This window comes from Shinella sp. Sh6 (assembly GCF_055392685.1).
Genome location: NZ_AP044005.1, coordinates 3670136 through 3688982, shown reverse-complemented (window position 1 = coordinate 3688982; position 18847 = coordinate 3670136). Strand labels below are relative to the sequence as shown.

At 66.1% G+C, this 18847-nt stretch carries 20 protein-coding genes; 9 read left to right on the top strand and 11 right to left on the bottom strand.

The features are described 5' to 3' along the window. Nucleotides 1-16 precede the first annotated feature (16 nt). The 7 genes from ACZ5TO_RS17590 to ACZ5TO_RS17560 form a co-directional block, all read right to left on the bottom strand. Nucleotides 17-1498 carry a CpaF family protein gene (locus ACZ5TO_RS17590; RefSeq protein ID WP_184144402.1) on the bottom strand — a complete coding sequence of 494 codons (1482 nt, stop codon included), beginning with the start codon at nt 1496-1498 and terminating at the stop codon, nt 17-19. Between the two features lie 46 nt (nt 1499-1544). Then, nucleotides 1545-2831, bottom strand: coding sequence for an AAA family ATPase (locus ACZ5TO_RS17585; protein WP_184144401.1), 1287 nt, complete (start codon nt 2829-2831; stop codon nt 1545-1547). A gap of 4 nt (nt 2832-2835) precedes the next feature. After that, on the bottom strand, nt 2836-3510 hold the full coding sequence (locus ACZ5TO_RS17580; RefSeq protein WP_246434291.1) for a CpaD family pilus assembly protein: 675 nt from the start codon (nt 3508-3510) through the stop codon (nt 2836-2838). A gap of 47 nt (nt 3511-3557) precedes the next feature. Further along, a complete protein-coding gene (locus ACZ5TO_RS17575) occupies nt 3558-5033 on the bottom strand; it encodes a type II and III secretion system protein family protein (RefSeq protein WP_184144399.1) in 1476 nt (491 codons plus the stop codon). Nucleotides 5034-5049: 16 nt separating this feature from the next. Next, nucleotides 5050-5859, bottom strand: a complete 810-nt coding sequence (gene cpaB, locus ACZ5TO_RS17570) for a Flp pilus assembly protein CpaB (RefSeq protein WP_184144398.1) — start codon at nt 5857-5859, stop codon at nt 5050-5052. Nucleotides 5860-5964: 105 nt separating this feature from the next. Then, nucleotides 5965-6471, bottom strand: a complete 507-nt coding sequence (locus ACZ5TO_RS17565; RefSeq protein WP_184144397.1) for a prepilin peptidase — start codon at nt 6469-6471, stop codon at nt 5965-5967. A gap of 118 nt (nt 6472-6589) precedes the next feature. After that, a complete protein-coding gene (locus ACZ5TO_RS17560) occupies nt 6590-6781 on the bottom strand; it encodes a Flp family type IVb pilin (RefSeq protein ID WP_464799006.1) in 192 nt (63 codons plus the stop codon). A 322-nt stretch (nt 6782-7103) separates the two neighbouring features. Between ACZ5TO_RS17560 and ACZ5TO_RS17555 the strand changes: the two genes are divergently transcribed. The 6 genes from ACZ5TO_RS17555 to upp all read left to right on the top strand — a co-directional run bounded on the left by ACZ5TO_RS17555 (nt 7104) and on the right by upp (nt 11838). Further along, nucleotides 7104-7517: a pilus assembly protein N-terminal domain-containing protein gene (locus ACZ5TO_RS17555; protein ID WP_184144395.1), complete on the top strand. Its 414-nt coding sequence runs from the start codon at nt 7104-7106 to the stop codon at nt 7515-7517. Nucleotides 7518-7639: 122 nt separating this feature from the next. After that, nucleotides 7640-8230 (top strand): TadE/TadG family type IV pilus assembly protein, encoded by a 591-nt coding sequence (locus ACZ5TO_RS17550; protein ID WP_464799005.1) that lies wholly within the window; start codon nt 7640-7642, stop codon nt 8228-8230. Further along, complete coding sequence (locus ACZ5TO_RS17545; protein WP_464799004.1) at nt 8230-8832, top strand: TadE/TadG family type IV pilus assembly protein; 603 nt, start codon at nt 8230-8232, stop codon at nt 8830-8832. Before ACZ5TO_RS17550 ends, ACZ5TO_RS17545 begins: the two co-directional genes overlap by 1 nt. Before the next feature lie 88 nt (nt 8833-8920). After that, nucleotides 8921-10150 carry a phosphopentomutase gene (locus ACZ5TO_RS17540; protein ID WP_464799003.1) on the top strand — a complete coding sequence of 410 codons (1230 nt, stop codon included), beginning with the start codon at nt 8921-8923 and terminating at the stop codon, nt 10148-10150. Nucleotides 10151-10158: 8 nt separating this feature from the next. After that, entirely contained in the window at nt 10159-11115 is a 957-nt protein-coding gene (locus ACZ5TO_RS17535; RefSeq protein ID WP_464800418.1) for an adenosine deaminase, read from the top strand. A 93-nt stretch (nt 11116-11208) separates the two neighbouring features. Further along, nucleotides 11209-11838 (top strand): uracil phosphoribosyltransferase, encoded by a 630-nt coding sequence (gene upp, locus ACZ5TO_RS17530; protein ID WP_184144390.1) that lies wholly within the window; start codon nt 11209-11211, stop codon nt 11836-11838. Nucleotides 11839-11898: 60 nt separating this feature from the next. Here the strand turns inward: upp and ACZ5TO_RS17525 are convergent, their stop codons facing one another. Then, complete coding sequence (locus tag ACZ5TO_RS17525) at nt 11899-12648, bottom strand: SDR family oxidoreductase (RefSeq protein WP_464799002.1); 750 nt, start codon at nt 12646-12648, stop codon at nt 11899-11901. A gap of 98 nt (nt 12649-12746) precedes the next feature. Between ACZ5TO_RS17525 and ACZ5TO_RS17520 the strand changes: the two genes are divergently transcribed. After that, nucleotides 12747-13673, top strand: a complete 927-nt coding sequence (locus ACZ5TO_RS17520; protein WP_464800417.1) for an AraC family transcriptional regulator — start codon at nt 12747-12749, stop codon at nt 13671-13673. A 14-nt stretch (nt 13674-13687) separates the two neighbouring features. On the opposite strand, the gene ACZ5TO_RS17515 is transcribed toward ACZ5TO_RS17520, so the two are convergent. Continuing rightward, nucleotides 13688-14560, bottom strand: coding sequence for a methylated-DNA--[protein]-cysteine S-methyltransferase (locus tag ACZ5TO_RS17515; protein ID WP_464799001.1), 873 nt, complete (start codon nt 14558-14560; stop codon nt 13688-13690). A 68-nt stretch (nt 14561-14628) separates the two neighbouring features. Then, a complete protein-coding gene (locus ACZ5TO_RS17510; protein WP_184144387.1) occupies nt 14629-15129 on the bottom strand; it encodes a DUF2244 domain-containing protein in 501 nt (166 codons plus the stop codon). Here ACZ5TO_RS17510 and nth point away from each other — a divergent pair. Beyond that, complete coding sequence (gene nth / locus ACZ5TO_RS17505) at nt 15128-15916, top strand: endonuclease III (protein WP_464799000.1); 789 nt, start codon at nt 15128-15130, stop codon at nt 15914-15916. The two genes, ACZ5TO_RS17510 and nth, sit on opposite strands and share 2 nt — an antisense overlap. Here the strand turns inward: nth and ACZ5TO_RS17500 are convergent. Next, the gene (locus ACZ5TO_RS17500) at nt 15906-16637 is read right to left on the bottom strand and encodes a sulfate transporter family protein (protein ID WP_464800416.1); all 732 of its coding nucleotides are present in this window, start codon (nt 16635-16637) and stop codon (nt 15906-15908) included. The genes nth and ACZ5TO_RS17500 overlap by 11 nt on opposite strands. A gap of 153 nt (nt 16638-16790) precedes the next feature. Here ACZ5TO_RS17500 and ACZ5TO_RS17495 point away from each other — a divergent pair, with 153 nt between their 5' ends. Next, nucleotides 16791-18824, top strand: a complete 2034-nt coding sequence (locus ACZ5TO_RS17495) for a HAMP domain-containing methyl-accepting chemotaxis protein (RefSeq protein ID WP_464798999.1) — start codon at nt 16791-16793, stop codon at nt 18822-18824. Nucleotides 18825-18847 lie beyond the last annotated feature (23 nt).

Sequence of the window (18847 nt, the reverse complement as noted above, 5' to 3'; positions counted from 1 at the left end):
GCGCGCCTATCTGCCCTTACGGCTTTTCCATCGCGTCGAGCGTTGCCGCAAGGCGCTTGTCCTCATTGAAATAGCGGGCGCGATCCCAGAAATGCGGCTTGCCGATGCCGGTGCCCGTGTGCTGGCCGACGATGCGGCCGTTGGCGTCCTCGCCCTGGATCTCGAAGCGCATCAGGTCCTGCGTGACGATGACGTCGCCTTCCATGCCGACCACTTCGGTGATGTGGGTGATGCGGCGCGAACCGTCGCGCAGGCGCGAGGCCTGGATGATGACGTCGATGGAGCCGGCGATGATCTCGCGCACGGTCTTGGCCGGCAGCGTGTAGCCGCCCATGGCGATCATGGACTCCATGCGCGAAAGGCATTCGCGCGGCGTGTTGGCGTGGATCGTGCCCATCGAGCCGTCGTGGCCGGTGTTCATCGCCTGCAGGAGGTCGAAGACCTCCGGTCCGCGCACTTCGCCGACGATGATGCGCTCGGGACGCATGCGCAGGCAGTTCTTGATGAGGTCGCGCATGGTGATCTCGCCCTCGCCCTCGATGTTCGGAGGGCGGGTTTCAAGGCGCACCACATGGGGCTGCTGGAGCTGGAGTTCGGCCGAGTCCTCGCAGGTGATGACCCGCTCGTCCTCGTCGATATAGCGCGTCAGGCAGTTGAGCAGCGTCGTCTTGCCCGAGCCCGTGCCGCCCGAGATGACGAGGTTGCAGCGCACGCGGCCGATGATCTGGAGAAGCGTCGCGCCTTCCGGCGTGATCGAGCCGAAGCGGACGAGCTGGTCGAGGGTCAGCTTGTCCTTCTTGAACTTTCGGATGGTGAGCGCGGTGCCGTCGATGGCGAGCGGCGGGGCGATGACGTTGACGCGCGAGCCGTCGGGCAGGCGCGCGTCGCAGATCGGGCTCGATTCGTCGACGCGGCGGCCGACCTGGCTGACGATGCGCTGGCAGATGGAAAGGAGCTGGGCGTTGTCGCGGAAGCGAATCTCCGATTCCTGCACCTTGCCGGCGACTTCGATATAGGTCTTGCCCGCGCCGTTGACCATGATGTCGGCGATGTCGTCGCGCGCAAGCAGCGGCTCCAGCGGGCCGTAGCCGAGAACGTCGTTGCAGATGTCGTCGAGCAGTTCCTCCTGCTCGGAGATCGACATCGCGAAATTCTTGATCGTGATGATGTCGTTGACGATGTCGCGGATTTCCTCGCGCGCGCTCTCGGTATCGAGCTTGGCGAGCTGCGACAGGTCGATCGTATCGATGAGCGCGGAAAAGACCTGGCTCTTCGTGTCGTAGTAATCCTCGGTGCGGGCCACGCGGCGGCGCGCGGCGGGAGCCGGCGTCGGGGCCGCGACCGGCGCGGGCGCCGGCTCGAAGACGGGCTGCGCCGGCGCGGCGGCGGCCGCCGGCCGCTCCACCGTCATGGTCGGGGCGGACGCGGGCATGGCGACGGGCGCCTGGCCCGCCGTGCCGCTCTTGCCGAAACCTTCATTGCCGCGTTTGCCGAACATGCCGTTTCATCCAGTCTGTTGCATCGCCCCCGGGTTCTCCCGGGACTTACTTGCGGCCGAGGAGGCCCAGCATCTTGCCGAGCCCGGCCTTCTTGGGTTTCTTCACCGTCGCGCGGCCCGTCACCAGATGGGCGATCTGCGAGAAGGTCTCCGCGGTCGGCGACTTCTTGTCCATCTCCGCGATCATGCGGCCGCTGTTGGCCGCCGTGCCGAAGAGCTGCGCGTCGAAGGGAATGATCGCCACCGGCTCCACGCCGAGCGGATCGCAGAAATCGGCGGGCGCGATTTCCGGGCGCTTGGGCATCCCGACCTGGTTGAGGACGAGGTGCGGCGGCTTGTCGTTCGGCCGCAGCTTCTTCAGCGCGTCGAGCATGTTCTTGGCGTTGCGCAGGTTCGCGAGGTCCGGCACGGCGGTGATGATCAGCTCGTCCACCTCGGAAAGCAGCGTGCGCGTCCATTCCGACCAGGCGTGCGGCACGTCGAGGACCGTGACCGGCGCGCTGCGCTGGAGCACTTCGAGGACCGGCTGGAAGGAGCCGCGCTCGAGGTCGTAGGCGCGGTCGAGCATGGAGGGCGCCGCCAGGAGCGACAGGTGCTCGGAGCACTTCGTCAGCAGGCGGTCGAGGAAGACCTCGTCGAGCCGGTCCGGCGCGTAGATCGCCTCGGAAATGCCTTGCGGCGGATCCTGGTCAAAATCGATATTGGCCGTGCCGTAGGGCAGGTCGAGGTCGGCGAGGATCACTTCCGTCTGGAAGAGGCTGGAAATGTCGAAGGCGCAATTGTGCGCGACGGTCGAGGAGCCCGCACCGCCCTTGGCGCCGATGAAGGCGACCGATCGGCCGAGCGGTTCGGCCTCCGGGTCGACGAAGATCGCCGCCATGGCGTTCAGCACCTCGGCCATGCCGACGGGGCCGACCATATATTCGGAAATGCCGTTGCGGATGAGCTCGCGGTAGAGCGGGATGTCGTTGTAGCGACCGACGATGATGACCTTGGTGGAGGGATCGCACACCTCGGCGAGCGGGGCGAGCTCCTCCATGATGCCGCGCGGCTCGGTCGAGGTCTCCAGGATGAGGAGGTTCGGCGTCGGCGCGGAGGCGAACATGTTGGCCGCCGCCGCGATGCTGGCGCTCGATATCTTGAGGCTGACCTTGGCCATGCGCCGGTCCTGCCCGCAGCGCTCCATGGCGCGCAGCATCGCCTCGCTCTCGCAGAAGGCGTGGACGGAGATGCGCGGCAGCGGGCGCACGGATTCGAGGTCGGTCGGGCGCACGGCCTCGTCCGCCGTCTCCTGCGCGGCCTCGCTGGTGAAGGTGTAGTCGACCGTGCTCATGGCGTCACATGTCCTTCAGTTCGGTATAGGCGTCGCGGTAACGCTGCAGCGCATTGCCGCGCTGGGTGGCGTCGGCCGGCGTCATGCGCCGCGGACCGAGGAGGTCGTTGGGATCGGCGATCTGGGCCGCGAGGTTGTTCTGCGTGGCACAGCCGAAATTGTAGTAGTTCTTGTTGGCGGACGTGTTGACCACCAGGTCCTCCGGCCACTGGCCGCAGGCCGGCGTCGAGGCCGTGATCGCGTAGTAGCTGAGGCGGATGGGCGCTGCCTCCGCCGGATCGCCGGCGACATAGCTTTCCATGACGATCTTGCGGGCGGGAACGCCGCGGCGGGCAACCAGCCTGCGGATCTCGCGGCTCGTCACGGCGGTTGCCGCCGCATTGCGCGCGTCGCCCGGAACGAGGATGCGGAAGATGCCGGAGGCGCCCGTCGCATAGCCGTCGACGAAGCCGGCGATCACCTCGCTCTGGCCGCGGGTCAGGCGGGAGGCGCCGGTGGCGATCGGGATGTCGATCGTCTTTTCCTGCTCGCCGACGACGATGGGATGGCGCGTGCGGTAATCGTCCGGCAGCGCGCCCGTCGTCGAGCGGTCGGGGTTCGCGCAGCCTGCGGCGAGCGCGGCAACCACCGCCATCGCCAGGAGCGCGGCGGTGCGGCCGGTCTTGCTGGTGCTGTGCATTTCATTTGCCATTGGCTGGGCCCGTCCCTTCGTCACGTCGCACCCGATCATTTGTAGATGAAGCCCACGCTGCCTTCGTAGCGCTGGGCGGGCAGGTCGCTCTTGCGGCCATAGATCTGATTGACCTGGCCGAGGAAGACGCTCGCCGCGTCGCTGGCCGGGTTGAAATTGTCGTCCGGCCGCGCAAGCGCGTTGCGGTTCACCGGCTTGACGAGATAGGGCGTGGCGATGATCACCAGTTCCGTCTCGTTGCGCTCGATGGACTTCTGGCGGAACAGCGCGCCGAGGATCGGCACCTTCGAGGCGACTGGCGTGCCGTTCATCGACTGCTGCACGTCGTCGCGGATGAGGCCGGCAAGCGCGATGGAGCCGCCGGAGGGCAGCTCGACGACCGTTTCGGCGTCGCGCCGGCGGTATTCCGCCCCGCCCGTCGCCGTGGTCGGCTCGGAGACCTTCGTCTGGATCCTGAGGCTGATGCGGCCGGAGGAGAGAACCGTCGGCGTGAAGCCGAGGGAAATGCCGTACTGGTAGGTGGTCGTCGAATAGCCGCCATTGCCGTCCGAGACGGTATAGAGGCGCTCGCCGCCGGAATTGAAAGTCGCGGACTGACCGGAGACAGCCGTCAGCGTCGGCTCGGCCAGCGTGCGGATCGCCTTGGCCTGTTCGAGCGCACTCAGCGCCATATCGATGCCGAACTTGCCGATATTGCCGGCGACCGAGCCGGTGAGGCCGGCGGAGGCGGCGTTGAAGGTCAGGACGTCGAGATTGGAGCCCGAGGCCCCGGCGACGCGGCTGAAGGTGTTGTCGAAACCGAGCTGCTTGAGGACTTCGCGGCGGATTTCGGCGACCGTCACCTTGAGCGTGACCTGGTCCTCACCCTCGACCTGCAGCATGTTGACGACCTGCGAGCTCTGGCGCGCCTCGCCGAAGATGGCCGCATCGCCGTTGTTGCCCTGCGCCGTGATGTTGCGGGTCGTCGCTTCGCCGCCCTTCAGGAAGATTTCCGCAAGGCTCACCGCCTGCGCGGCATCCTGCGGCGTGCGCACGGAACCGCTGAGCACGATGTTGTCCGAGATGATCTCGACCTGGATGTCGGAATCGGGGATGAAGCGGCGCAGGTTCGCCTGAAGCCCGCTCACGTCGCGTTCCACGTTGAGGTCGATGCTGACGATCTCCTCGCCATTGGGGCCGAAGACGAAGATGTTGGTCTGGCCGACTTCCTTGCCGAAGAGGTAGATGCGCCGCGAGGTGCGGGTGACGGCGTCCGCCTTGACCGGATCGGCGACGAGGATGTCGTGCGCGTCGCTCGGCAGGTCAATGACGAGGGCCTTGTTGAGGCCGAGCCTCAGCGTCTTGCGTGCGCCGGGGCCGCTCTCCTGGATGCGGATGATGGAGCTGGTGGCCGCCTCGGCGACCGAGACGGGGGCGCCGGTGACGATTGCCGCCGGCAGACCGGAAAATGCGAGGCAGAAGCTCGCACCGCCTGCGACAGAAGCCCGAAAAGTCCTTGCGATTCCAAACACGGGGGTCAGCTCCTGATCACTTCTGCGTTGCGGACGTGGCGCCGGTGACGATCTCGCCGGTCTTGATCACCTGCACGACCGGCGAGCCGTCGCCGCCGGAAAGCAGGTAGTCGGCTGCCGTGTTGTCGGGCTCCTGGGCGTCGGCGACGCTGCGTAGCGCCAGCGACAGGCGCTCGGCCATCTGCTGGGCGACGGCCATCACCTTGGTCTGGTCCGGCGTGAGCTCGAGGGTTGCGGTGGTGCCGACGACGGCCTTGGAGCCGTCCGGGTTCTCCTGGATCTGCTGGTCGATCGCCAGAACGCGGACATTGGAGAGCACGGTTTCGGTGAGATAGGCGCCGGTGCCGTTCTTGCGCACCATGGTCACGTCGACACGGTCGTTCGGCAGGATGAAGCCGCCGGCGCCGGTGGCGACGGAGATTTCCGTCGCGACGGCGCGTTTGCCGGCCGGCAGCAGCGAGGACATGATGCGGCTGGAGGAATCGGCGATCTTCTCCTGGCGGATCGGCTCGCCGTTGAAGATCGGCATGCGCGCGATGGCGCCGTTCAGCTTGTCGACGGCATCGGGCCGGTTCTGGTCGGTGATGAAGCCTTCGACGATGGAGCCCTGCGGCCAGGGCGCCCAGGCGACGACATCCGGATTGAGACGCGCGCCGACCGGCAGGCTTTCCTTGGCGACGAGCACGTTGATGGTGGGCTCGCGCTCAACGACCTTCTGCATCTCGATCGACGGCTTGCCGCCGCGCGCGATCTGAAGGGCGAGCAGCCCTGCCACGCCCGCCGAAACGACGGCAACTGCCAGAATGATGATTCGCGCCGGTTTCATGTGGTTTCCCTGAGCTGCGGAGTCTCCTATCCGCCCAGATTGACCGGCAATGGTGTAATTATGGTTAATAAGCGCCTTACGGCTATGGTTAACGCCCGGTTGACGTCAGCCGCCGAGAACGGCGAGCATCAGCGGCGAGGACGGATAGGCCGCAAAGGCCGCAACGCCGATGGCGATGCCGTAGGGCACCTTCTTGGCGGTCAGCAGATGCTGGGGAACCGGCAGGCCGCTCGCCAGGATCGTGTTCGTGTGCGAGCGCAGCGACAGGATGGCGAGCGTCAAGAGGCCGCCGAAGAAGGACACGTAGATCAGGAACTCGACCAGCGAGAAGGTGAGGCCGAACCAGACGGCGCTCGCCGTCAGGAGCTTCGCATCGCCGCCGCCCATGGCGTTGATGGCGAACAGCGCAAAGCAGGCCGCAAAGACCGCGGCCCCCGCCGCAAGGTGCATCGCGATCTCCGTGAGGCCTAGGCCCGCGAGCGGCGCGACGACGAGGAAAGAGGCGATGAGGATAGCCGAGACCCGGTTGGGGATGAGCATCGTCAGGAAGTCCGAGCAGGCGGCAAGCGCAAGGCACAGCGGGAAAACCACGAAGATGATGGCCTGTGTCACGGCAGTCTCCTGTTTTCCAAGATGATGCGCCTGATCGGTTTCGGAATGGATAATGCGCGAAAGACAGAAAGCCGCCTCGCAGGCGGCTTTCCAATGTAAACAGTTGCCTGCTAGCGAATTAGTCCAGCGTGGTCTTGTTCACTTCGGTCGTCATCTTGGTGCCGAGCTTGCTGAACGTCTCGTTCAGCGAGCCGCCGAGTGCGGTGGCGCCGGTGATGAGGGCAACGGAAATCAGGGCGGCGATCAGGCCGTATTCGATGGCGGTTGCGCCAGACTCGTCCTTCATAAGGCGAGCGAAAATCTTGGTCATGGTATTCTCCTAGCTCCACGATGTTGGTTCAGCACGTCCGCCAACTGTTTCCGTTGTTCGGATGGATGCAACCTACAGGCAGGCCATTTCCATCGACTTAAAGAAGTCAGTTAATGGAACCCTAACCGGCAGAGGCCGGATTTATGGTTACCATCCGGTCAATTCGGCCTTATCGGCCCGTTTTTTGCGGCTTTTGCGTATAGCCCGGCTTTTGGCCGCCAATAAGCGTCAGGGTTGAAACGGGAATACGATCCCTTGCTTTAAACCTTCATTCACCATTCCCGGCGATGCTATCGCCAATTCATTGTCGGGATGACTGTTTATGGGACGCCACTGGACATTCGCTGCTGGGGCAGCAACGCTTGCGACAGCCGCACTTGCCCTCCTTTCGGCAACAGGCACGGCCTTCGCCGAGGAACAGTTCATGCGCGTCTATATGGACCATGCGCGCGTCCTCAGGCTCGATCGTCCGGTCAGCAAGGTGATCGTCGGCAATGCCGAGGTCGCCGACGCGACGGTGGCCGATGCGCACACCATCGTGCTGACCGGCCGCAACTTCGGCACCACCAACCTCGTCCTGCTCGATGCCGACGGCAATGCCATCGTCGACGAGCGCGTCCTCGTCTCCATCGACGAAGGCAACACGGTGCGCGTCTTCCGCCAGACGGACCGCTCGGTGCTCTCCTGCACGCCGAATTGCGAGGTCCATGCCAGCAAGACCGCCAACGGCGGTTGAGGCCCGTCCCGCATTCGGCGTCCGGATGCGGGAAACCGTTCAATTCCTCCTTGCCTTGCACACGAAATGTAAAGGGTCTGCCGGCTAATCTCGCCATATCCAGCATTTGGGAATGGATCGCGATGTCGCTCGGTCATGACGCAATTCCTCGCCGCCGGCCTATGAAGGACCTGCGCGAGCGTTTCCTCGCCCGCCGCGACGGTTCGGCGGCCATCGAGTTCGCGCTTCTTGCGCTGCCTTTCTTCATCATGGTCTTCGCCTCCATCGAGACCTTCGTGGCCTTCACCGGCGAGCAGCTCCTGGCGAACGCCACCGACACCATGGCGCGCAAGATCCGCACCGGCGCGATCACCTCCACCATGTCCAAGGAGGATTTCCGCAAGGCCTTCTGCGAGGAGATCAAGATCCTGATGCCCTGCTCGGCGACGGAGGCGGCCAAACCCGACAAGCTGTGGATCGACGTGCGCAGCTTCTCCTCCTATGCGCAGATCCCGAAGGCCGTTCCCATCACCGACGGCGACCTCGACACCACGTCGTTCAAGTTCGAGCCCGGCGGCAAGAAGACGATCAACATCGTGCGCGCCTATTATCGCTGGGACGTGGTGACGGACCTCGTGCGCCCCATGCTCTCCAGCGTCCACTCCGCGGACGGCTCCCGGCAGAACTACCTGATGGTCGCGACGGCCGTCGTCCAGAACGAGGATTACCAGTGATGGGCGCTCCTGCCGAAACCGGACGGACCGGAAAGACGCTGCCCTGTGGCGGCCTTCTCCTGCGGCTTCGCCGCTTCGTCGACGATCGCCGCGGCGTCGGCGCCATCGAGTTCGCCATCGTCGCGCCGATTCTCATCATGGCCTATATCGGCGCCTTCGAGATTTCCGTCGCCGTCGCCACATCGCGCAAGGTCAGCCGGGCGGCAAGCACCGTCTCCGACCTCCTGACGCAGAGCAAGACGACGACGGCGGCGACGCTGGACACGATGAAGGACGTCGTGAAGAACGTGCTCGCGCCCTATGCGATCACCGGCTACTCGCTCAAGATCACCGGCATCGCGGTGGATGCCGACGGCAAGGCGACGGTCGCCTGGTCCCGCGACCAGAAGGCCGGCAAGCCCTACGGCTCGGGCGACGCCGTCACGCTGCCGTCGAACATGGACGCCAAAAGCACCTTCATCGTGCGCACGGAGCTGGTCGTGCCCCATTCCATCCTCCTGATGGCGCCGGGCCTCAGCTCGCAGATCAACGAGGTCAACCTTTCCAAGACGAGCTATTTCCGCCAGCGCGTGGGTGACGCGATCGCCTGCAGCGGCTGCTGAGGCCGACCGGCCGGCGCGGCGATTTTCCTTGAACCCTTCGCAGGGCCTGTGCGATGTCACGCGGATGCGGACAGATGACAGGTGATCCATGGCGCGGGCCTTTCTCTTCGTTCTCGATTCCTTCGGCATCGGCGGTGGGCCGGATGCGGCCGCCTTCGGCGATCTCGGCGCCGATACGCTCGGCCATATCGCGGAATTCTGCGCGGCGGGCGCCGCCGACCGGCCCGGCGTCCGGCAGGGGCCGCTGAAACTGCCCAACATGTCGGCCCTCGGCCTGCTGCACGCCGCGCGCGCCGCAACCGGCCGCTTCCCGCCCGGCATGGACGTGCCGCAGCGCGTCTTCGGCTATCACGGGGCGGCAAGCGAGGTCTCCAACGGCAAGGACACCCCGTCCGGCCACTGGGAGATCGCCGGAACGCCCGTCACCTTCGACTGGGGCTATTTCCCCGCCGAGGGCGACGCCTTCGAGCCCGAGCTGGTGGAGGCGATCGTAAGGCAGGGCAATGTGTCCGGCATCCTCGGCAATTGCCACGCCTCGGGCACGGACATCATCGCCCGCCACGGGCTGGAGCATATCCGCACCGGAAAGCCGATCTGCTACACCTCCTCCGATTCGGTCTTCCAGATCGCCGCGCATGAGACCCATTTCGGCCTCGACCGGCTGCTTTCCTTCTGCGAGACGGTGCGGAAAATCCTCGACGAGCGGCCCGGCGGGCGCATCGGCCGGGTCATCGCGCGGCCCTTCCTCGGCGAGACGCCGCAGACCTTCGAGCGCACCGGCAACCGGCGCGACTATTCCGTGCTGCCGCCCGAGCCGACCCTCCTCGACCGGCTGACGGAAGCCGGCCGCACGGTGCACGCCGTCGGCAAGATCGGCGACATCTTCGCCCATCAGGGCATCGGCACGCTCACCAAGGCGAACGGCAACATGGCGCTCTTCGACGCGACGCTGCGCGTGATGGACGAGGCGAAGGACGGCGACCTCGTCTTCACCAATTTCGTCGATTTCGACATGCTCTACGGCCACCGCCGCGACGTTCCTGGCTATGCCGCGGCTCTCGAAGCCTTCGACCGGCGCCTGCCGGAAGTGGACCGCAAGCTGAAGCCCGGCGACATCGTCATCCTTACCGCCGACCACGGCTGCGATCCCACCTGGCGCGGCACCGACCATACGCGCGAGCGCGTGCCGATCATGAGCTTCGGGCCCGGCATCCGCTCGCGCCTCATCGAGACCCGCACCACCTTCGCCGATATCGGCGAGACCGTCGCCCGCCATCTCGGCATTGCGCCGGGCCCGCACGGAAGGAGCTTCCTGTGACGAAAACCATGCCCAAGGCCGAGCTGCACTGCCATATCGAGGGCGCGACGCCGCCGGCCCTCGCGCTGGCGCAGGCGGCACGCTACGGCGTCGACACCTCCGCCTTCATCCGGGACGGCGAATATGCCTGGCACGACTTCACCAGCTTCGTTCAGAGCTACGACGCGACCGCCAACCTCTTCCGCACGGAGGAGGATTATGCGCTGCTCGCCGAGACCTATCTTGCGGAAATCGCCGAAGCCGGCGCGATCTACAGCGAGCTGATCGTCTCGCCCGACCAGGGCGATGCCGTCGGCATCGGCGCGGACGCCTATGTGCGCGGCCTTGCCGAGGGCGCGGAGCGGGCAAAGGCGAAGACCGGCATCGAAACGCGGCTCCTCATCGTCGGCATCCGCCATTTCGGCCCGGAGCGGGTGGTGAAGGCGGCCGAATATGCCGCACGCCGGCCGCATCCGCTCGTCACCGGCTTCAACCTTGCCGGCGAGGAGCGCATGCACCGCGTTGCCGATTTCGCCCGCGCCTTCGACATCGCCCGCGACGCCGGCCTCGGCATCACCATCCATGCCGGCGAGCTCTCCGGCGCCTTCAGCGTGCGCGACGCGCTCGACCATGTCCGCCCCTCGCGCATCAGCCACGGCGTGCGCGCCATCGAGGACGCCGACCTCGTGAAGCGGCTGGCGGACGCGGGCACGGTGCTGGAGGTCTGCCCCGGCTCGAACGTCGCGCTCAAGGTCTTTGCCGATTTCGAGAGCCATCCCCTGAGGGCGCTCCATGCGGCGGGCGTGCGCGTCACGCTCAATTCGGACGACCCGCCCTTCTTCCACACCTCGCTCGCCCGCGAATACGAGGTCGCCTCCACGCTCATGGGCTTCGGCGACGATGAGATCCTCGGCATGACGCGCACGGCCATCAAGGCGGCCTTCGTCGACGAGCCGACGCGGCAGAGGCTGCTTTCCGCCCTCTAGCTGGGGATGTTGGCGGCGCGGGGCTCTCCTCTCTTGCGGGGGGCCGCCGTTCCGTGGAAAAAGAGGCGTTTACTCAGTTCCGGAAGGTTGGCCATGGACGGCGTTACAGTCATCGATCACCCGCTCGTGCAGCACAAGCTGACCATCATGCGCAAGAAGGAAACGTCGACGGGCAGCTTCCGCCGCCTGCTGCGCGAGATCTCCACGCTCCTCTGCTACGAGGTGACGCGCGACCTTGAATTGACGACCGCGCGCATCGAGACGCCGCTGGAGGAGATCGACGCGCCGGTCCTCGAAGGCAAGAAGCTGGTCTTCGCCTCGATCCTGCGCGCCGGCAACGGCCTGCTCGAAGGCATGCTGGAACTCGTGCCTTCGGCCCGCGTCTCGCATATCGGCGTCTACCGCGACCACGAGACGCTGGAGGCGGTGGAATATTTCTTCAAGGCGCCCGACAGCATCGCCGAGCGCCTCGTCATCGTCGTCGACCCGATGCTGGCCACCGGCAATTCGGCCATCGCCGCCATCGACACGCTGAAGAGCCGCGGCGCGACGAACATCCGCTTCCTCTGCCTGCTCGCCGCGCCGGAAGGCATCAGGAGCTTCCGCGCCCATCACCCGGACGTACCGGTCTACACCGCCTCCATCGACCGCCAGCTCAACGAGAAGGGCTATATCGTGCCCGGCCTCGGGGACGCGGGAGACCGCATGTACGGCACGAAATGACGAAGGCCGGCTTTTGATGGCGCGGCAAGGTCAAGCGCTCCAGCCGGCCACAAGCTGCGGTTAGGCAGACAAAGCCACGGCGTCAGCGCCGGCAGGTATGCGCATCGGCGATGACGGATCGGTCGCCGCACGCCATATTGCCTCGACGACATCGGCCGATCGGGTGCATTCCGCGTGCTGCTGCTGCTCCCATGCGGCGAAGACGCCCGCGACGACCGAGGCATAGGCATCAGGAAAGCCGCCTTGGCGCTGCACGCGGGACCGGGCGGTGTCGCCGAAGCGTGTGTCCGGAGCACGCCCCGGCAGTACAATCCGGACACGCACATTGAATGGTGCGAGTTCCAACGCGACGGATTCCGTGAATGCGTTCACCGCCGCCTTGCTGGCGGTGTATATCGAGAGCAGCGGTAGCGGCTTCAGCGTCACGCTTGAACTGACATTGACAACAACCCCGTCCCCGCGTTCTCTGAATTGAGGCAATACCGCCCGGGTCATCGCGATCGTTCCGAACGTGTTCGTTTCGAAGAGATCGCGCATCGTTTCGATGGACGTCGCTTCGGCTGCGTTCAGCCAACCGATGCCTGCGTTGTTCACCAGCACGTCGATTGGGCCGGCCGCATCGATCGCCTTACGGATGCTCTCGGGATTTTTCACGTCCAATGCGACAATCTTCAGGTTCTCCGAACGCGGCAGGATGCCTTCATCGGGCGTCCGCATCACCGCCACGACTTTCCAGCCGTTCTCGATGAAGAATTTTGCGGTGTCCCGTCCGAACCCGGACGAGCAGCCGGTGATGAAAACAGACTTCATATTCGTTTCCCGTGCCTGAATTGATCGTGTCAGGGTAGACGGGGTGGGCAGCATCTTCCATAATGAAAAATCCAGCATTTATTATCGAGAGTATCGTTTTGAGCGACCCCTTGGCAGAAATCATCGCCCTGTTACAGCCGGGCGCGCCCTATTCCAAGGTCGTCAGCGGCGCAGGCGCGTGGCGCGTCGAGCGTGAGGAGACGGGGCAGCCGTTTTATTGCGTGATCCTGGAAGGGGCCTCGCGTCTTGCGGTGTCGGGCAACGAGGCGCGTCTTCTTCAGCGCGGAGATTTTGTCCTTATTCCCGCAGCCTATTCCTTCAGCATGTCGGGCCTTGAGAAAGAGAGCGAAACAGGTATCGACCCGCTGACCGTCACCATGCTTCCCGCGGAAACGAGACACGGAAATCCAGGCGGCCCCATCAACGCGCGGCTGCTCGTCGGGCACTTCACCTTCGGATCGCCGGACGCGACGTTGCTGGTCTCGCTGATGCCGCAACTCATACATATCCGCGGCGATCAAAGGCTTTCGACCATCGTTCAGCTTCTGACCGACGAAGCCCGCGCCGAGAGGCCCGCGCGGGAGATGATCCTGGCGCGCCTGCTGGAGGTCCTATTGCTGGAAGCCCTGCGCTCGACAGTCGGCGAAACCGCACCGCGCGGAATTCTCCGGGGACTGGGCGACCGCCGTCTGGTGACCGTCATCCGCCTGTTGCATGAAGACCCCGGGAAAGAGTGGACCGTAGAGCAACTGGCCCGTGAGGCGGCGCTTTCCCGCTCGGCCTTCTTCCATCGGTTCCGCCGCGTGATGGGCCTTACGCCGATCGAATACCTGACCTCATGGCGCATGGCTCTCGCCAAAAATCTGCTCGGGCGAGGAAATGCGGGAATGCACGAGATAGCCGAGCAGGTCGGCTACGGTTCCGCCAGCGCCTTCAGCACGGCCTTCACCCGTTTCGTCGGGTTGCCGCCATCGAAATACGCCGAACAACGGGTTGCCGATACCCCCCGGCAACCGGCGTTCTAGCCGCCCTTTCCTTTTCAGGCCTTGCCCGATTCCCAGCCGAGCATCGCGCGCTTGCGCGTGAGGCCCCAGTGGTAGCCGGTCAGCGCGCCGCTCTTGCCGAGCGCGCGGTGGCAGGGCACGACGAAGGAGATGGGGTTGCGGCCGACCGCCGCGCCCACCGCGCGCGAGGCGGTCGGCTGGCCGAGCTTTTCGGCGATGGACGAATAGGTGACGGCGCAGCCCATGGGGATGCGCAGCAGCGCCTCCCAGACGCGGACCTGGAAATCCGAGCCGATCAGCACGACGCGCAGGGGCGCCTTCGGGTCCCAGCGCTTCGGATCGAAGATGCGTTCCGCATAGGCGGCGGTCGCCTCGACGTCCTCGACGTAATGCGCGTTCGGCCAGCGGGAGGCCATGTCCTCGAAGGCATCCATGCCGTCCGACTCGTCGGTGAAGGCAAGGCCGGCAAGGCCGCGGTCGGTGATCATGACGAGCGCGCCGCCGAAGGGCGAGGGGTGCAGGCCGTAGCGGATCGTCAGGCCCGCCCCGCGCGCCTTCCATTCGCCGGGCGACATGGCCTCGTGCGTGACGAAGAGGTCGTGCAGGCGGCCGGGGCCGGAAAGCCCCACCTCGAAGCTCGTCTCCAGGAGCGGCAATTCCTCCTGGCGCAGGAGCCGCTTGGCATGGTCGAGCGTGACGGCCTGCAGGAAGGCCTTCGGCGAGAGGCCGGCCCAGCGGGTGAAGGTCTTCTGGAGCTGTGTCGGCGACTGGCCGAGCCGGCCGGCGATATCGTCCAGCCCCGGCTGCTCGCGATAATCCTCCGTGATCATCTCGATGACCCGGCGGACGGTCGAATAGTCGCCGCCTTCGGGCGTGATGTCGGTTTTCAAGGTCGCGGCAATGTTCATCGGTTTTCTCCTGTGCCGCCAGAAAAGCACGCCGCCAACGCGCCCGCCACCCGTTTCCTGCACGCCTGCTAGTAGCCGCGTTTTACCCGCGCGAGTGCGCCTGAAAAGGCGGAAGCGAAGCGCTCGCGGTCGTCGAGCGGCAGGAAAGTGCCGACATCGGTCTCGTGCCCGCTGCCGCGCACATGCATGGCGGTGATGCCGATCTTCGGCTTGCGCGAGACGAGGAAGCGCGCCCAGAACGGGTTGAAGACGTGCTCCGTCTCCCGGCCGGACGGACTGATCTTGCGGATCGAGATGTTGGTGCGCGAGAGCGAGACGATCTCGCGGGCCTTCGCCGCCCGGTTGTTCAGCCAGAAGGCGCCGAAGAGAATGAGGAAATCCGCGCCGAAGAACAGGACGATCGGCCAGGCGCCGGACAGCAGGAAGACGGCCATGTGCGCGACGCTGAGCGCACCGGCGATGAGGAAGAACACGCGGTGCCCGTTGCGCCCGAGCGAGCGGTAGGGATGCAGCTCGGCGGAGAAGACCGGACGGTCGTTCATCGAGAAGTCGGCGTTGCCTTGCGTCATGACCAATGACTATAGAAGCATCATGGAAAACGGAAAGACCAAAAAGAAAACGCCTGCCGCCGCAAGGCCCCGAAAGGCGCCGGCGCGGCCGAAGAGCCTCTATTCGCAGGATGAGATCAAGGAGATCTTCCGGCGCTTCTCCATCCAGCGACCGGAGCCGAAGGGCGAGCTGGAGCACGTCAATCCGTTCACGCTGGTCGTCGCTGTGGCGCTCTCCGCCCAGGCGACCGATGCCGGCGTCAACAAGGCGACGCGCGCCCTCTTCAAGGTCGCCGACACGCCGGAGAAGATGCTGGCGCTCGGCGAGGAGAAGGTGCGCGACTACATCAAGACGATCGGCCTCTACCGCAACAAGGCCAGGAACGTCATCGCGCTCAGCCGGATGCTCGTGGAGAAATTCGGCGGCGAGGTGCCGCGCACCCGCGAGGAGCTGGTCATGCTGCCGGGCGTCGGCCGCAAGACGGCGAACGTGGTTCTCTCCATGGCCTTCGGCCAGGCGACGCTTGCCGTCGACACCCACATCTTCCGCATCGCCAACCGGCTGCGCCTTGCCCCCGGCAAGACGCCGGACGAGGTGGAGGAGAAGCTGATCCGCATCATCCCGGACGAATATCTCTACCACGCGCACCACTGGCTGATCCTGCACGGGCGCTACTGTTGCAAGGCGCGCCGGCCCGAATGCGAGCACTGTATCATCGCCGACCTCTGCAAGTCGCCGGAGAAGACCTCAGACGTGCCCGCGCCGCTCGTCGAGCTGCCGCCGCAGGCCGTCGGGGCTACGGACTAACGGAGGAGGCCGCAAAACCCGGATCCTTCCGGGAAAGCGCCTTGTGGAGATGCACCATCAGGCCGGCGGCGAAGAGCGGCGTCAGGAGGTTGACGACGGGGATCGCGAGGAAGGCCGCAATCATGAGGCCGGCGAGAAGGACCGTCGCGGCATGCTTGGCGCGGAAGAGGCGCGCTTCTTCCGGCGGGCGGTGGCGTATCGCCGCGAATTCGAAGAATTCCCGGCCGAGCAGGTAGCCGTTGACGACGAAGAAGGCGACGAGGTTCACGCCCGGCACGAACAGCAGGAAAAGCGCAAGAAGGTTGCCGGCGATGACGATGCCGAGGAACTTCACCGAGCCGAGGATTGCCGGGCCGAGCGGCAGCGCCGTGCCGGGCTCGTCGGCCGGATAGTCGCGCTTTTCGATGACCTCGGCGACGTCGTCGAGGAAGAAGCCGGCGATGATCGCCGTCACCGGCGCAAGCAGCAGCGCAAGGCCGAGCGCCAGCCCGATGCTGGCGAGGATGCCGAAAATTAAGGTGAGCCAGCCGGCCCATTGCGGCAGGTCCGGCACGAGCGCGCCCTGGAGCCACGGCCAGGCGAAGGCGATGAAGCTTTCCCGCAGCGCGAACCAGACGATGACGAGGGCAAGCACGGTGAGCCCGAGCACCTTCCAGAAGACGCGCCGCGTCTCGGGGGCGAAGAGATTGGCGAGCGAAAGCCGCGCGGCATCGAGGATCATCGAAAACTCCTGTTCGACCAGCATATGGGATGCGGAAAAGCGGCCGGCAAGGCAGGCGGCGGCAGTCTCCATTAAGCGCGTGTTAAACCGCCGCTTCTAGACTCCCGCGCACACATGCCCGCAACCGCGCGGGCCAAAAATCAGGGAACTGTCATGCGCAATGTCCGGATCAGCAGGCTCCTGCCCGCGCTCTTCCTTCTGATGGTGGTCCTCGGGGGCCTTCAGGGCGTCGTCGCCTTCCGCTCGCTCTCGGCGATGACCGGCTCGATCGAGCGGATCGGCAGCGAACGCATGCCGCAGCTAAGCGGCATTCTGCAGCTCAGCCACGCCTTCTCCGATCTCAACGCCACCTATTCCGAGCACCTGCTGTCGATGGATCCCGACGAGATCGGCCGCATCGAGGCGCGCATCAAGGAACGGGCGGATGCCTTTGCCGGCATGGTCGATTCCTACGCCGCGGCCAATGCCGGCGATGCGGACGCGGCCGCCGAGATCGACGGCATCAAGGCGGCGCTGAAGACCTATCTCGACGAATCCGCAAAGCTGATCCAGTTCTCCGCCATCGCCGCCAAGGGGCCGGCTCTTGAGGTCTACAAGGGCCCGATGCAGGCGAGCGCCGACGCGATCACCGCCTCGCTCAACGACCTCGTCGCCCGCACGCAGAAGGTGACGGAGGAAACGATCCTCGACGCCCGCGCCGAGGAGGGCTCCGCCTTCCTGCTCACCTGGGCTTCGCTCGCCGCCGCCATGGGCATTGCCATCGCCGCGATCTTTCTCGTCAACCGCCGCGTCGTGAAGCCGCTCAACGGCCTTGCCGGCGCCATGAAGCGCCTTGCCGAGGGCGACACCGCCGCCGCCATTCCCCATGCCGACCGCACGGACGAGATCGGCGACATGGCCGGCACCGTCGCCGTCTTCCGGGACAATGCCGCCGAACGCCAGCGCCTGGAGCGCCAGGGCGAGGACGACCGGCGCCGCGCCGACGGCGAGCGCCAGGCCCGCGAGGCCGAGCGCACGCGCGACAGCGGCCGCGTGCAGGAGGCCGTCGCAAGCCTTGCCGAAGCGCTCGGCAAGCTCGCGTCGGGCGACATGACCTGCCGCATCGAAAAGCCGTTCGACGGCGATCTCGACCGCCTGCGCGAAGACTTCAACGCCTCCGTCTCGCGCCTCAGCGATGCGCTGCGCGAGGTCGGCGAGAACGCACGGGCAATCGATGCCGGCGCCAGCCAGATCCGCGCCGCCGCCGACGACCTGTCGCGCCGCACCGAGCAGCAGGCCGCCTCCGTCGAGGAGACCGCCGCCGCGCTCGAGGAGATCACCACGACCGTCAAGGATTCCACCAAGCGGGCGGAAGAGGCCGGCGCCCTCGTCGCCCGCACCCGTTCCGGCGCGGAAAAATCCGGCGAGATCGTGCGCCGCGCCGTCGCGGCCATGCAGGAGATCGAGAAGTCCTCCAGCGAGATCACCAACATCATCGGCGTGATCGACGAGATCGCCTTCCAGACGAACCTGCTGGCCCTCAACGCCGGCGTCGAGGCTGCCCGTGCAGGCGAAGCCGGCAAGGGCTTTGCGGTCGTCGCGCAGGAAGTGCGCGAGCTCGCCCAGCGCTCAGCCCAGGCCGCCAAGGAGATCAAGGCGCTGATCACCACCTCCGGCGAGCAGGTCAAGAGCGGCGTCTCGCTTGTCGGCGACACGGGCCGCGCGCTCCAGACCATCGTGACCGAGGTGCAGGAGATCAACGGCCACGTCCAGGCCATCGTCGAGGCCGCCCGCGAGCAGTCGACGGGCCTTCAGGAGATCAACACCGCCGTCAACACCATGGACCAGGGCACGCAGAAGAACGCCGCCATGGTCGAGGAGACGACGGCGGCAAGCCACGGCCTCGCCTCGGAAGTGCAGGCGCTGAACGCGCTGATCGGCCGCTTCAATGTCGGCGCCGGCGCTGCAGCCGGCCGCACGATGCATGCGCCGCACCTCCACGTCGTGCCCGCCGCCCCGACGCCGCCTGCCATGGCCGCCCCGGAGCCGAAGGTCGCCCGCAAGTCCCCCGGCCAGTGGAACGTCAAGCCCGCCTCGAACACCTCCCGCCCGGTCGGTTCCCCGGCCCTCGCCCTCAGCGAAAAGCTCGCCGGCGCGCTCGGCGTGCGGCAGGAGACGGGTGCGGAAGGGAACTGGGAAGAGTTTTGAGGCTGGTGGAGACGGACGTTTCG